Source organism: Actimicrobium sp. CCI2.3 (genome assembly GCF_035019065.1).
Lineage (GTDB): Bacteria > Pseudomonadota > Gammaproteobacteria > Burkholderiales > Burkholderiaceae_D > Actimicrobium.
This window is the reverse complement of the sequence record NZ_JASJWR010000011.1, coordinates 1-14,195: the sequence shown is the minus strand read 5'-3', so window position 1 is coordinate 14,195 and position 14,195 is coordinate 1. Positions and strand designations below refer to the sequence as shown.

Below are 14,195 nucleotides of genomic sequence, written 5' to 3'. Positions count from 1 at the left end.
CGAACCGAGATTCTAACGTGAAGCACTCTTCCCTTCTGCACCACCTGTTTTTTTCAGCCCTCATCCTGACCGGCGGGATTGTTCTCGGCGGCTGTGGCCAGCGCGGCCCATTGACACTTCCGGTCAGGCCAACAGCAATCTCCACTACTCCAACGCCTCCGGCACCATCGATTAAGCCACCGGCTCCCGCGACTGAACCTTCTTCTAAATAGTCTTCCGCACCATGTCCCATTTTTCTATCAAGAACGGCGCACTATGCGCCGAAGACCACCCACTGACACACATTGCTACCGAGTTCGGCACACCGACCTACGTCTACTCGAAAGCCGCGATCAGCCGCAATTATCTGTCGTATGCCAATGCCTGTCTCGAGAATGGCCGCACCTCACAAACAGCATTGGTGTGTTATTCGGTCAAATCGAATTCCAATCTGGCCGTATTGCATTTATTAAGTCAGTTGGGATCAGGCTTTGACATCGTCTCAAGCGGTGAATTGTTGCGTGTGATCGCTGCTGGCGGTGACCCTAAAAAAGTCATTTTTTCCGGAGTAGGAAAAACCGGTGACGAAATGCGCCTGGCCCTGTCGCATGGCATTGCCTGCTTTAATGTCGAGTCGATATCCGAACTGCATCGCCTCTCTGAAGTTGCGAGCGAGATGAATGCAACCGCATCGATTTCGTTGCGGGTCAATCCAAATGTCGATGCCAAGACTCATCCGTATATTTCTACTGGCCTCAAGGAAAACAAATTTGGCGTCGCCATCGAGGATGCGTTAGACATCTATCGAATCGCCGCCAATTTGCCGGGTATCAGTATCGTTGGAATAGACTGCCACATCGGTTCGCAGCTGCTTGACGATGCGCCGTTGCTGGAGTCACTTGACAAGCTCATTGAGCTTATCGATGTGCTTGCCGTGGAAGGTATCGTGATCCATCACCTCGATATTGGCGGCGGCATAGGGATAGATTACGAAGCCGAGGTGCCCGTCACTGTGAGTGATTATTTGAATCGACTCTTTCGCAAGATCGATGCCTGGCGTGCTGAAAAATATCAGGGTGCGCCAATCAAGGTGCTGTTCGAGCCGGGCCGCTCGATTGTCGGGAATGCGGGCGTGCTACTCACGCGAGTCGAATACCTGAAACCTGGGAGCGAAAAGAACTTTGCAATCGTCGACGCTGCAATGAACGATCTGATGCGTCCAGCCATGTATCAGGCCTGGCATGGTGTCGAGCCGGTCGTGCTGCGCGATGGCGAGGAGACAATCTGGGATATCGTCGGACCGGTGTGCGAATCGGGTGACTGGTTGGCTCGCGCTCGCGCCTTGTGCATCGAAGAAGGCGACTTGCTGGCAATCCGCTCCGCAGGTGCCTACGGCATGACCATGTCGTCGAATTACAATACCCGCGGCCGGGCTGCCGAAGTCATGGTTGATGGCAACGAAAGCCATCTCGTTCGCCAACGCGAAACACCGGAGCAATTATTCGCACTGGAAAAAATTCTTCCGTAAAAAAAAGTGCCATCTGACCAGGAGCCTGGCGGATGGCATTTTCATTATGTTGATTTGCGGCGCCACAACAGACGCATCCCCAGCAACACCCCTACCAGCACGGCAAACAATAGAGGCTGGAACAGATTATTCTTCGCTGCTTTCATCCACCAAAAGTGCAATACCCCCAGCGGCACAATTATATAAATCAATCGGTGCAGCCATTGCCAGCGCTTTCCGCCAAGTCGCTTCACCATCGCGTTCGTGCTCGTGACCGCAAGGGGAATGAGCAATACGAATGCTGCAAAGCCGACGGTAATGAATGGGCGTTTGACGACATCCTTGAACATCGCTGCCACATCAAAAGCATGGTCGAACCATAGGAACGTGGTGAAGTGCAAGGCTACGTAAAAGAACGCGAACAAGCCCGTCATACGTCGCAACTTGATCAGCCAGTTCCAACCTGTGAGCTTGCGCAGCGGTGTAATGGCAAGCGTGAGACACAACAGATAGAGAGTCCAGTCACCCGTATTGCGCGTGATGAACTCGACTGGATTTGCACCCAACTGATCGGTGAATATGGCCGCCACCAGCCTGACAAACGGTGCCAGGCCAAGCATGAACAACCCGCCTTTTAACCACGACATTTGTCTGGTTGACAGTGACTTAAGAACCATGATCAGAAAAACTTTTTCAAATCCATGCCCTTGTACAGCGAAGCTACGTCGCTGTAGCCGTTGAACATCAGCGTTTTACGCTTTTTCGTGAACAAGCCATCTTCTCCGATGCGACGCTCGCTGGCCTGAGACCAGCGTGGATGATCGACTTCCGGATTGACGTTCGAATAGAAACCGTACTCTTGCGATGCAGCGACGTTCCAGGCGGTACGTGGCTCATCTTTGGTGAAGCGAATCTTGACAATCGATTTCGGTGATTTGAAACCGTATTTCCATGGCACGATGATACGAACCGGTGCGCCATTCTGGTTTGGCAAAACCTCCCCATACATGCCTAACCCCAATAATGCCAGCGGGTGATTTGCCTCATCCAACCGCAGTCCTTCGACATAGGGCCATTCCAGGACAGGACTTCCTAAACCGGGCATCCGTGCCTTGTCCGCCAATGAAATAAATTCGATATATTTGGCATTGCCGTTAGGCTCCACCTTTTTGATTAATTCGGACAGCGAGTAGCCGACCCAAGGTATCACCATTGACCATCCCTCGACGCAGCGCAGACGATAGACCCGCTCTTCAAGCGGTGCCAGTTTCATCAGACTGTCGAGATCAAGCGTCATTGGTTTTTTGACTTCGCCTTCGATGGAGATAGTCCAGGGACGCGGCTTGAGCGTTCCGGCATATTTCGCCGGATCGGTCTTGTCAGTACCGAACTCATAAAAATTATTGTAGGTCGTGGCGTCCTTGTACGAGGTGGCTTTATCCATCAGCACGTAAGCAGGATTTGTTTTTCCAGCCAGTTTTGTCGCCGATGGCGACTGAGCAAATGCTTCCCTGCCAGCCATTTCAAGCAACGCACCGCTGGCGATTGAGCCGACGGCCAGTTGCTTGATGAAGCTGCGGCGTGCCTCGAAAATTGCACGCGGTGTGATTTCGGAAGAGTAAGGTAAATCGATCCCGTTGGGACTGCGTTTAATCAGCATCGTAACTCCGTGATTTGAACTGTTAGATAGGACTTGGTCTGCTTTACCGAGTCCACCTTACACGACATTCAAAAAATCAGAGTTCGCCGTAACTATGCAGGCCTGACAGGAACATATTTACGCCAAGGAATGCAAACGTCGTAATGAGTAACCCGATCAACGCCCACCAGGCAGCAAAACGTCCGCGCAAACCTTTCATCAAGCGCATGTGCAACCAGGCTGCATAATTCAGCCAGACGATTAGTGCCCAAGTTTCCTTTGGATCCCATGACCAGTAGCCACCCCACGCTTCGGCTGCCCACAAACCACCAAGAATAGTGGCAATAGTAAAAAATGTGAAACCGACCGCGATCGATTTGTACATCACATCGTCGAGCACTTCCAGGGCCGGCAAACGGTCGGCTAAATAGCCATTTGACTTGAGCAGATAGGCGACAGCGACCATTGCTGCCAGCGAGAATGTCCCGTAACCGACGAAATTAGCTGGCACGTGGATTTTCATCCACCAGCTTTGCAAAGCAGGAACCAGAGGCTGGATCTGCGCGGCATCACGGCTGATTGTGTACCACAGCAGAAATCCGACTGCGGCAGAAATGACCAGCAGCACGAACGGGCCCATCTGGCGAGTCTTGTAATGTTGTTCGTAATACAGATAAAACAGTGCCGTAATCATGCAGAACAGCACGAATACTTCATATAAGTTCGACACGGGAATGTGGCCAACATCCACGCCGATCAAGTAAGACTCATACCAGCGAACCAGCATACCCGTAAATCCGAATACGACAGCCGCCCAGCACAGCTTGCTCCCTATGGCGCTACCGAAGTCCGAGCGTGCGACCAACCCGCCCCAATAAAACAAGGTCGACAGAAAGAAGAGCACACTCATCCAGAGAATGGCCGACTGGCTAGACAACAAGTATTTAAGAAAAAATTTCTTGTTAGCCATGTCAAGCACGCCACCGTACATTGCCATCGCCGACAGCGACAGCACTGCCAGGCCCAGCATTAACGGACGGATCGGTTTCCATTGCCAACCAAGCCACGCGAAGACCGGCGCGGCCAGAACGAGAATCAATTTTTCGTAATAATCCATGAAAGCGCCAAACCGGTTCAGCGCGTAGAAAGAACTCGCGACCAGTACCAGCGCAAATAACCAGTCCACGGGTCCGAGCCGCTTGAAAAACCCTACCGGCGCAGCATAAGGTCGTTGTTGAGTAAGTTGCATAATTTTCTCCGGTGCCGCACTCACCTGGGTGGTGATGACTGCGACGGGTTCAGGAATTTTGTGGCAGTTGTTGTTTCAATGTGGCGAATTCATTTTCGAAATCGAGAGTGATCCGTTGTGAACTCATTGCCATTAACGCATGGGCTTGATTATCAGTTGTCGAAGTAATCCACACCCATAGTCGTCGTTCGCGAATGTACAACATCGAGAAAATACCCAGCACTAAAAACAGACATCCAAGATAAACCACGTTTTGGCCAGGTGCACGAGTAACCTGCAACACCGAAGCTTTGACTTCGTCAAACTCCTTGAGTTGCAAGTAGGTTGGCGCTCCGTAAAAGAATGTATCGGCGTAGGCGTTGGTCGCTAACTGCAAAAACCGGGCATGCTTTCCGTCGGCAGGGAGAACAGGCAAACCATCCTCCTGCCGCGCAATTTGCCATAGATCCCATAAACTGCCATTCAGGATCTTCATAAAAATATCGGCCGCTTTTTCTTGCTCGGCCTGGGGAACACGTTCCAGGAAACGGGATACGGCAACATATCCTGATTGCTTGGTGTCCCCGGCAAAAATTGCCATGCCGCGCGCGGCCGATTGTGCCAACTGTTTGCGAAGTGCCTGCGAGTCATCGCTTGACTGAGGTAATGCCCGCTGCGCGTACCTTTCTGCTGCCTGTTCACGCATCGGTGGATTCTGGATTGCTGCGCGTAATCGCATCCATTCATTGACCGTATCATTATCATCTGCTGGAATCCGCAGATAGCGAAATGGTTCGGACGGTGAGTTCCTTACTCCCGCAAGGAAGACATACCCGTCATCGGACTTTACCGACATCATGTAATTTTGGTATTCCCGCGCCTGCCCCGTCTTGTCGCGCAGCTTGTATTGAACGCTCGGCCCTACATTTTTCAAATCTTTGGAAATAGCACTTTTTGCACCCGAGCCGAGATGCTTGCCAAGCCCCTCTGCAAAGCTTTGCGGGGCCTTGACGGACCGCAAATCTTCTCCGTTTTGTGCCATGTTTTCTACGTTAAAGGGTCTGAAGCCGGACCACTCAACTGAATACGCTACGTCATTGTTTTTCAGCGGCGTGGTGTTTCCAACTACGCCAGACAACGGAAATACCGTATCACTCCCCCCCGACATGGGATGTCCGATCAATTTCATCTTGGTGCCACCATCTTCAAAACTGGACTGAAAAACCGACAGTCCCTTATAAAGCAGCGGCTGATTGACTTTGATGGTTGCTGGAAATTTTTTGCCCGTTTCATGGTCGGTAATCTCCACTTCACTGGCGAACAACTTCGGCATGCCCGTCGAGTAAAAGTCGACGATGAAGCGATTGAGAGTAATGGTAAAGGGCAAGTCCTGGATATATACGCCGTTTTTTTGCGTAATGATCGCCGTATTGCTACTAGCACCTTCAGGAATGAGCGTATTCCCACGAAAAGTGGGATTTCCAAGTCCAAGCCGATGCTCTACTGGAATATCTGCAATGACCCCGTTACCGATAAACGGCGTTTTATTATGAAACCAGCCTTGAAAACGGATAGGCAAATCGGAATCCAGCAAACCACCGATGCAGATAATAACGATCGCACTATGCGCAAAAATATATCCCCATTTATTTGCTGCGCCCTGCTTGGCTGATAAGAGTATGGCCTGATCTTTTTCGATCAACTTGACCTTGTAGCCCCGCGCAACGATCCTCTCCGTCAACTGCGTCGCCAGTTCCGCGCGCGTTCCTGAAAATCCCCACTCTGCCTTATGACGAAAATTTCGCAGCGATTGTTCTCGCACGTTTTCTCGCCAGCTACGCATGTCCTTCAGCATTTTGGGCGCGTTCCGTGTGATGCAGAACGATGTCGAAGCCACCAGGAATGCGAGTATCAGCAAAAACCACCAGGAGGAATAGACCGAGTACAAGCCAATCTTGCTGAATACTTCGAACCAGAATGGACCAAACTGGTTCACGTAATTTGGCATCGGCTCATTTTGCTTCATGACCGTGCCGATAATCGAGGCGATCGCAAGCAACGATAGCAAACTGATCGCAAAGCGCATGGACGAGATAAGCTCGACCGAAGTGGCGAGCCAACGCCTATTTGTTTTTAGTTGTACACCTGTCGTGCTTGTGGTCATGGTCACTCAGCATAAAAAAGGGGCGGCCTCAGCCACCCCTCTGGTCGTTTGTTAATCAGATTTTCTGAGTTATTGGAGCCCGGCAATATAGTCGGCAACCGATTGCATCTCATCGTCAGACAGACGCTTGGCGATGGCTGTCATCTGCGTACTATTTTTACGAGTACCTGATCTAAAATTCGTCAGTTGCGCCACTGTGTATTCTTGATGCTGTGCGCCAAGGCGAGCAAACTGGTCTGGTATTCCGGCACCATTTGGCCCGTGACAGGATGCGCAAGCCGGCACGTTCTTTTCTGCGATTCCGCCGCGGTAAATCTTCTTACCCGCTTCAATCGTGTCTTTGTTTTTTGCGGCACCGGGTTTGATTACTTGCGCCCCCAAATAAGCGGAGATATTTTTCATCTCGTCTTCAGTCAGCGCTTTTGCAGTCATGGACATGATCGCATTGTTGCGGTCGGGTCCTTTGAAATTCATTAACTGCTTATACAAATAAGCTTCATGCTGCCCTGCAAGCTTTGGGTTCTGTGCAATGGTTGAGTTCCCTGCAGCACCGTGGCATGCAACGCAAGCGGGGATATTCCGAGTTGCATCACCGTTGGTGTAGATGGCTTCGCCTTTGGCAGCATCGGCCTTGCCTACTTTTTTTTCTTCTGCAGCATGCGCGAAAGAAGATAGTGCCAGAACGGCGATGCACAATGATTTCACAGCGGGATAAAAAACTCGGTTCATTCAAACACCCTGAGACTTGATATTAAAATTCTGACCTGATAGCGACGGACTTGCTACTATTGCGCTGCTCACTGTACGCCAGTGGCGGCTTGATGCGTAGCCGCTTATTGTACAATAGCTTACTGGCATTTTCGCCTCCCTCACCGTATTTTCTGTTCACTCTATGTCCCAACTCTGGCAAGCCCGTTTTTTCACTACGGTGAATCATCTCCGTGATTTGCCGACTACACAAGTTCCTGAAATTGCCTTTGCTGGCCGTTCCAATGCAGGAAAATCCACAGCGATCAATATTCTCTGCAATCAAAAGAAGCTTGCTTTCGCTTCAAAGACACCAGGCCGAACGCAGCATATCAACTATTTCTCCATTGGTGGTGCGCAAATTAATCAGCACCGCAAGGATGTAACAAAGGTCGATGAGATACGGGCCCTGCTTGTTGACCTGCCTGGTTACGGATACGCTGAGGTATCCGGATCCGCGAAGTTGCACTGGCAAGAACTTTTGGGTGATTATGTGCAGCGCCGAGACCAATTGGCCGCGCTGGTGCTCATCATTGATGTTCGGCGTCCTTTTACCGACCTCGACATCCAAATGCTGGAATGGTTTGCGCCGACAGGCAAACCTATTCATTGCATATTGACCAAAGCGGACAAACTCAATCGCAACGACGCGGCCTCGGCCTTGCGTGTCGCTCGCAGTGTCTTGTCGAGTTACCTGGATACGGATGGCAAGCCATTTCCGTTCACTGCACAATTATTTTCAGCATTGAAAAGAACCGGACTTGAAGAGGCTGACGCAAGGATCTGCGCTCTCGTCGGGCTAACGCCAGTGGTAGAGGCCGTGGGGTCTGCTACTTCAATTGCGACAAAAGACGTCAACAGCTAATCTGTAGAGACGAAAAAAAACCCTGGAGAAAGGGGAGTAACTCCAGGGAAGGAATGCCTTATCGCGAATATCGATTCGGCCCCGCTCAGGGAGGAGAAGCGGGAGGCGAAATACATCACCTGCTTCTATGAGACACCACGCAATAAAAAGTTCCGACCCGCGGTCAAACTTGCTCTGCAAATTGGACACCCTCATTTCCCAACCTTGGAACCCCTTGATCATGTTGAACCTCTCAAATAACGCCCAGTTTCCAGCCCTTCGTATGCGTCGCATGCGCAAGGATGCCTTTTCGCGTGCGATGATGCGCGAGAATGTATTGACGCCCTCCGACCTGATCTATCCGGTGTTCATTCAGGAAGGCAGTAACCAGCGCGAAAAAATTAGCTCCATGCCTGGCGTGGAACGCCTTTCAATCGACGAACTGTTAAGCGTGGCAGAGGAATGCGTCGCACTGAGCATTCCGGTAATGGCCTTGTTCCCGGTAATTAGCAATGCGCTCAAGACACCCGACGGCATCGAGGCCACGAACCCTGATGGCCTTATCCCGCGTGCGGTGCGCGAACTGAAAAAACGCTTCCCGGAATTAGGCATCATGACGGACGCCGCGCTGGACCCCTATACAAGTCATGGACAGGATGGCGTAATCAATGCCGCAGGCTATGTACTGAACGACGAAACCTGTCACTTGCTCGTAAGACAGGCACTCACGCAAGCAGCAGCTGGTGTCGACATCGTCGCGCCATCAGACATGATGGACGGACGTATTGGTGCAATTCGCAATGCCCTTGAAACCCATCATTTCATTCACACCCGGATCATGGCCTACTCAGCGAAATATGCATCGGCTTTTTACGGTCCGTTTCGCGATGCGGTTGGATCGGCCGTTAATCTTGGTAAAAGCGACAAGGCAACTTATCAAATCGACCCCGCCAACAGTGATGAAGCATTACGAGAAGTGGGGCTCGATCTTGCAGAAGGTGCCGATATGGTCATGGTTAAACCGGGAATGCCATATCTGGACATCGTCAGACGCGTCAAGGACGAATTCAAGGTTCCGACCTTTGCCTACCAGGTCAGCGGCGAGTACGCGATGCTTAAAGCTGCGGCTCAAAATGGCTGGCTCGACCATGACAAAGTCATGATGGAGTCGATGATAGCGTTCAAGCGTGCCGGTGCGGACGGTGTACTGACTTACTTTGCGCTCGATATTGCACGGCGACTACAACTGGGCTAACAAAGTCAAATGGACATATTCCACATTACTGACCAACAAGCCATGGAGTACCACGAGGTGTCCTGTGGCTTGCCTACAGAGGGATTTTTGTGGATAGATGTCACTCGAGACGAAATAGCCGTTGATGTCGAAGCATGGCGGGATGAAATCGCGCACATTACCGGTGTGGCGATTTATGACCTGCATTTGACCGACATCATGAACTTGACGCACCCATCCTATTTTGACTCTACCAATGATTATGAAATGGTGGTGTTTCGCAAATTGGAAATGTCCGCTAAAACGCCGGAGAGCGACAGCGTAAACGCGGCGAACACTTTAAAGAAAATTCCCACAGCACTAAGCAAATTACTGACTCAGCCCGTAACCTTTGTGGTGATGGATCGCGCTGTCATTACGGTCCACGTAGCCGGCTCGAAAACCATCCAGACAGCACGCGTTAAACTTCTCGAACATCGCGGAAAAGCAGGCAGTAACAGTCGACACGGGCGGTTGCCGACATCGCCTCAGGACTGGATGCTTAGGCTTCTCAATGCAATGGTTGATCAATATCTCGATCTAAGACAACCATTAACCCACCAGATCGATCGATGGCAACGCGCATTGCTCAATCCAAGCAGACCTTTCAAAGACTGGATCGTACTACTGGATGCCCGCATTGCATTACGCAAACTCGATCATTTATGTGACGAGCAGCATGATGCGTTACAAGAACTCAGGGACCACATTATCGATACGTATCAGACAAAAGAAGACAGCCGTGACAAGGATTTGCTGTTGGTACGCATCAATGATGTCATCGAGCATATAGGCCGAGTACTCAACAATGCTCGCAGACTTGAGTCCTCGCTAGAATCGGCAGTTCAGATTCATTTTTCAGCAATGTCTCATCGGACAAGCGAAATCATGCGGACATTAACAGTCATTACCGCCCTATTCATGCCGTTGACTTTAATCACTGGAATCTTCGGCATGAATTTCGATGCGATGCCTTTACTAAAGGAAAAGACTGGTTTCTGGTTAACGATGGGCTTTATGGCAGTAATCGTCATCGGATTACTTGCATTTTTTCGCCGCAAACGTTACCTGGAAGACCAATAAACCTTCAGCAAAATCTGCGGCTTTTTTATTTGTTCGGCTGTGGCGTCATGCGCAAGTAGGGCTTGGACGCGGTATATCCTTTTGGGTATTTTTCCTTGATGACATTTTCATCCTGAATCGACAAGGGAATAATTACATCGTCACCGTCACGCCAGTTGCCGGGTGTCGCGACCGCATATCCATCGGTCAACTGCAGAGCATCAATGACACGCAAAACTTCATCGAAATTGCGGCCTGTACTCATCGGATAAGTAATCATCAACCGGACTTTTTTCTTCGGATCAATTACAAACAGGGATCGTACCGTCATCGTGTCGGATTGATTCGGATGAATCATGTCGTACAGCCCGGCTACTGACTTGTCCAAATCGGCAAGAATCGGGAACCCCACCACCGTATTTTGTGTTTGCTCGATGTCCTTGATCCACTGAACATGTTTATCAGCCGCATCGACAGATAGCGCTATGGCTTTGACATTACGCTTCTCAAACTCTGGCTTGAGCTTCGCTGTCAGGCCGAGTTCCGTTGTACAAACGGGGGTGAAGTCTGCGGGGTGAGAAAATAATACGACCCAAGAATCCCCAGCCCATTCGTAAAACTTGATTTTCCCTAACGAACTATCCTGTTCAAAATCTGGTGCAATATCGCCTAAACGTAAAGTCATCTCACTCTCCAAAAGTAAAAACTTACTATACCCCCGCCAGCTTAATCCTGTGGCGACAGTTAAGGTATATGCAAATAACGGTCAACAGCAATGTCGATTTCACCTTGGCGCTGTTACCTCAAGGGATGCCGCAAAACGTTCAGTATTCTGATAGCCAATAACCCGGGTTCCGGATAACTCTGCTCCATCACGAAAAAAAATGATGCCAGGTGGTCCGAACAAGTTAAAGCGTTTCAATAATGCCTTGTCGTCTCCATTATTGGCGGTGACATCGGCTTGTACCAAAATCATGGTCTCAAGTATCGGGCGAATACGTGGGTCTGGAAATGTCAATCGCTCCATTTCTTTGCAAGAAACACACCAGTCGGCGTAAAAATCCAACATCACTGTTTTGTTTTTGTACTTCTTGAGAACATCATCCAGTGCAGCGACTGACTTTACTTGCTCAAAGTGCAGGCCGGGTGCTTGCGCGCCACGTAAGTGTTCCAGCGGTGCGAACGCATCGCGACCACCACTTGCCAAGCCCAACAATTGCATCGAACCCAGAGCAATGAAACTGATACCGATGGCTTTTGCGATCCAACCATGTGGTTTGGCCGACAAGACATATGCCCCATAACCAATCCCGATCGCGCTCCATCCGAGCATCTGTATCAGTGGCAAAAGAAATGGCGACACCATCCACAAAGCAACTCCGAGCATCAAGACACCAAAAAACTTTTTCACGTCCTCCATCCACGCACCGGTGCGCGGCAAAAGAATGCCTGCAGATAGACCAAGTATCAGTAGCGGGACGCTCATACCGATCGCCATTGCAAACAACGCACTGCCGCCAACAACAACGTCACGCGACTGACTGATATATACCAGCGCACCAGCTAAAGGTGCAGCAACACAAGGGCCAACGATCAATGCCGAGATTGCCCCCATGACGAAAACTCCCAATAATTTGCCAGAGGAGCGATTTCCCGATAACCGAATCAGCTTCTGTTGAATGACCGGAGGAACTTGTAGTTGATAGACGCCAAACATAGACAACGCAAACCCCACCATCAACAAGGCGAACAAGGAGAGTACCCAGGGATTTTGCAATGTTGCCGAAAGTCCCTCACCAATTAGCCCTGCCGCAATGCCAAGTAGTGTGTAGACGAGGGCCATACCAAGCGAATAGGTCAGCGCCAACAAAAACCCTCTTCGTCGACTGACGCCGCCACCCTCGCCCACAATAATTGAAGAGAGTATTGGCACCATCGGTAAAACGCAGGGTGTGAGCGAGAGTCCGAGACCCAAGATAAAAAAGATGGGTAAGATTAAAAATAGCTGGCCACTTTTTAGAACGGAAGCTATGCGTCCCGTTTCAGTTTGTGTACCACGCGTTAGCGCTCCATCATTGTCAGTTGTAAAGCCTACGGCGGGCGGACGGCTTGAACCCGATGGTGAACTAGTTGAGAGCTTTATTATGCTGTCCATTGGCGCATAACAAAGACCTGCATCTGCACAGCCTTGGCCCGTTACTATTAAATCGAACCCGCCATCAGCAAAAACCGGGATATTGAATCGTAGTTTTTTACGGTAAGTCTCTACATTTTTTTGAAAAGTTTCATCGAACTTAACTTTTCCCGCTGGAAATACCGCCTCTCCCAAGCTTCCATTGCTCGACTTGAACCGAAAATTATCTCGGTACATATAGTAGCCATCTGCGATATCGTAGGTAACTGTTACCGTTCCTGGCGACGATATCTCTGCAGAAAAACGAAATGCTTGTTCTGGCTCGAGGTAATTATCTGCAGCATTTGCCTGCAGCGAAGAAGACAAGAGCAATAAGCTCAGCAGAAATGGAAGCACTTTAAAAAAATTAAAACCAACAAAGAACGAGCTCATTCAAAAATTCCGAAAAAAGGGACGCGCCGTCACAACAGAACAGTGTTTTAAGAGTTTGGCACAACCTGTCAGTTTATGCTTACTGCTATCAGGTCATTGATCGCATCATTTCAAACGTAAACGCTTACACAGCAAGTCAGCATCCAAGCAAGAAGTGTCGAGCACTCAAGCCCGACGCCTTCGCGTGCATAGATCTGACTTTCCCGTTAGAACGGCAAATGGTCGCGGTACATGGAGACCAGGACATCTGCCAGAAATCCCTTGCCGGCGATACCACGTGCGATCGGACGGGATGGCGCTGGTGGTTGCACCAGCGTGTCGCAAAGTGCGCAGCTCAATTTCGTCCGACCATGACGAATGCCGCGAACGCCCGCTGGAATGAATTCGAGCTGCCAGGCGACGTCCTCGCCGACCGCTTGCCGTGCGCTGCCACAGTTCGGGCAGTCACAGGCTGACGCGGGATAGGTGATGGTCACGCGCGGCAGATGGTCCGGCTAGGGTTTGCGAACGCGTGAGACCCGTGCGGCCTTGATCGCTTCGCACGCTGGGGCCGAATGCGCGTACTGGCAGGAAGGCCGATCATCACGACGATCTGAGGTCGCACTGCGTTAACTCGCCCAAAAATACGCCGATGACGACCGGATCCGATACGTCACGAATAAAAACGGTCTTGTCGCCACGTCGGAGTTCAATCTCGCTGTCACAGTATTCGAGGGCTGTCCGCGTTAGAGCCAATGACGGGCCTGGCGGACAATCCACGACAGGCACCGAAATTCGCGCCAGCATAGAGATGGCGAATTGGGCAATAAGGAAGTTGCGGTGCCGGCGTGCTAACAAATTGGTGTTGGGAACATTGGCAAGCGCACAACCGGCAACAGATACATCGGGCCGGAATGTCTGCTAAACCAACTCTCGCTTTAAGAGGCCAGCAAAACTGCGTCGCCTGCCAGAAAACGGAGGTCTTGCAACGATCGATTTCTCGTGATTTCCTAAGCTTGTGTGCCCCTGATCAGAAATACGCGATGATGCCGCGTTGTGCTATCAGGTGGAAGATAGAGTGGCTTGACGCTTATGGTAGAAGCCCTGTGACACCGCTTCAACGCTCTTTGGTAAGCGCCTCATCAAGGACGTCTGTACAGCACACCAATGACCCGCCAAAGTGGTGCCCACCAAATAGTAGTGGGGA

At 50.6% G+C, this 14,195-nt stretch carries 13 protein-coding genes; 5 read left to right on the top strand and 8 right to left on the bottom strand.

Annotated features, from left to right (window positions below):
- The first annotated feature begins 17 nt into the window (after positions 1 to 17).
- Positions 18 to 212 (top strand): LPS translocon maturation chaperone LptM, encoded by a 195-nt coding sequence (gene lptM, locus QN370_RS08010; protein WP_322126068.1) that lies wholly within the window; start codon positions 18 to 20, stop codon positions 210 to 212.
- 11 nt (positions 213 to 223) lie between these two features.
- The gene (gene lysA / locus QN370_RS08005; protein ID WP_322126067.1) at positions 224 to 1,507 is read left to right on the top strand and encodes a diaminopimelate decarboxylase; all 1,284 of its coding nucleotides are present in this window, start codon (positions 224 to 226) and stop codon (positions 1,505 to 1,507) included.
- A gap of 44 nt (positions 1,508 to 1,551) precedes the next feature.
- Here the strand turns inward: lysA and QN370_RS08000 are convergent, their stop codons facing one another.
- The 5 genes from QN370_RS08000 to QN370_RS07980 form a co-directional block, all read right to left on the bottom strand.
- Positions 1,552 to 2,163 (bottom strand): sulfite oxidase heme-binding subunit YedZ, encoded by a 612-nt coding sequence (locus QN370_RS08000; protein ID WP_416172104.1) that lies wholly within the window; start codon positions 2,161 to 2,163, stop codon positions 1,552 to 1,554.
- 2 nt (positions 2,164 to 2,165) lie between these two features.
- The gene (gene msrP, locus QN370_RS07995; RefSeq protein WP_322126065.1) at positions 2,166 to 3,146 is read right to left on the bottom strand and encodes a protein-methionine-sulfoxide reductase catalytic subunit MsrP; all 981 of its coding nucleotides are present in this window, start codon (positions 3,144 to 3,146) and stop codon (positions 2,166 to 2,168) included.
- Positions 3,147 to 3,222: 76 nt separating this feature from the next.
- On the bottom strand, positions 3,223 to 4,374 hold the full coding sequence (gene ccsB / locus QN370_RS07990) for a c-type cytochrome biogenesis protein CcsB (RefSeq protein WP_322126064.1): 1,152 nt from the start codon (positions 4,372 to 4,374) through the stop codon (positions 3,223 to 3,225).
- Positions 4,375 to 4,423: 49 nt separating this feature from the next.
- Positions 4,424 to 6,517, bottom strand: a complete 2,094-nt coding sequence (locus QN370_RS07985) for a cytochrome c biogenesis protein ResB (protein ID WP_322126063.1) — start codon at positions 6,515 to 6,517, stop codon at positions 4,424 to 4,426.
- Between the two features lie 69 nt (positions 6,518 to 6,586).
- Positions 6,587 to 7,246: a c-type cytochrome gene (locus QN370_RS07980; protein WP_322126062.1), complete on the bottom strand. Its 660-nt coding sequence runs from the start codon at positions 7,244 to 7,246 to the stop codon at positions 6,587 to 6,589.
- A gap of 163 nt (positions 7,247 to 7,409) precedes the next feature.
- On the opposite strand from QN370_RS07980, the gene yihA reads away from it, so the two are divergent.
- The 3 genes from yihA to QN370_RS07965 all read left to right on the top strand — a co-directional run bounded on the left by yihA (position 7,410) and on the right by QN370_RS07965 (position 10,464).
- Complete coding sequence (gene yihA, locus QN370_RS07975) at positions 7,410 to 8,129, top strand: ribosome biogenesis GTP-binding protein YihA/YsxC (RefSeq protein ID WP_322126061.1); 720 nt, start codon at positions 7,410 to 7,412, stop codon at positions 8,127 to 8,129.
- A 220-nt stretch (positions 8,130 to 8,349) separates the two neighbouring features.
- Positions 8,350 to 9,363 (top strand): porphobilinogen synthase, encoded by a 1,014-nt coding sequence (gene hemB / locus QN370_RS07970; RefSeq protein WP_322127185.1) that lies wholly within the window; start codon positions 8,350 to 8,352, stop codon positions 9,361 to 9,363.
- Positions 9,364 to 9,372: 9 nt separating this feature from the next.
- Positions 9,373 to 10,464, top strand: a complete 1,092-nt coding sequence (locus QN370_RS07965; protein ID WP_322126060.1) for a magnesium transporter CorA family protein — start codon at positions 9,373 to 9,375, stop codon at positions 10,462 to 10,464.
- Between the two features lie 25 nt (positions 10,465 to 10,489).
- Here QN370_RS07965 and QN370_RS07960 read toward each other — a convergent pair whose 3' ends face one another.
- The 3 genes from QN370_RS07960 to QN370_RS07950 form a co-directional block, all read right to left on the bottom strand.
- A complete protein-coding gene (locus QN370_RS07960; protein WP_322126059.1) occupies positions 10,490 to 11,128 on the bottom strand; it encodes a peroxiredoxin in 639 nt (212 codons plus the stop codon).
- 99 nt (positions 11,129 to 11,227) lie between these two features.
- Positions 11,228 to 13,009 carry a protein-disulfide reductase DsbD gene (dsbD, locus tag QN370_RS07955; RefSeq protein ID WP_322126058.1) on the bottom strand — a complete coding sequence of 594 codons (1,782 nt, stop codon included), beginning with the start codon at positions 13,007 to 13,009 and terminating at the stop codon, positions 11,228 to 11,230.
- A gap of 206 nt (positions 13,010 to 13,215) precedes the next feature.
- The gene (locus QN370_RS07950; protein WP_322126057.1) at positions 13,216 to 13,485 is read right to left on the bottom strand and encodes an IS66 family transposase zinc-finger binding domain-containing protein; all 270 of its coding nucleotides are present in this window, start codon (positions 13,483 to 13,485) and stop codon (positions 13,216 to 13,218) included.
- Positions 13,486 to 14,195 lie beyond the last annotated feature (710 nt).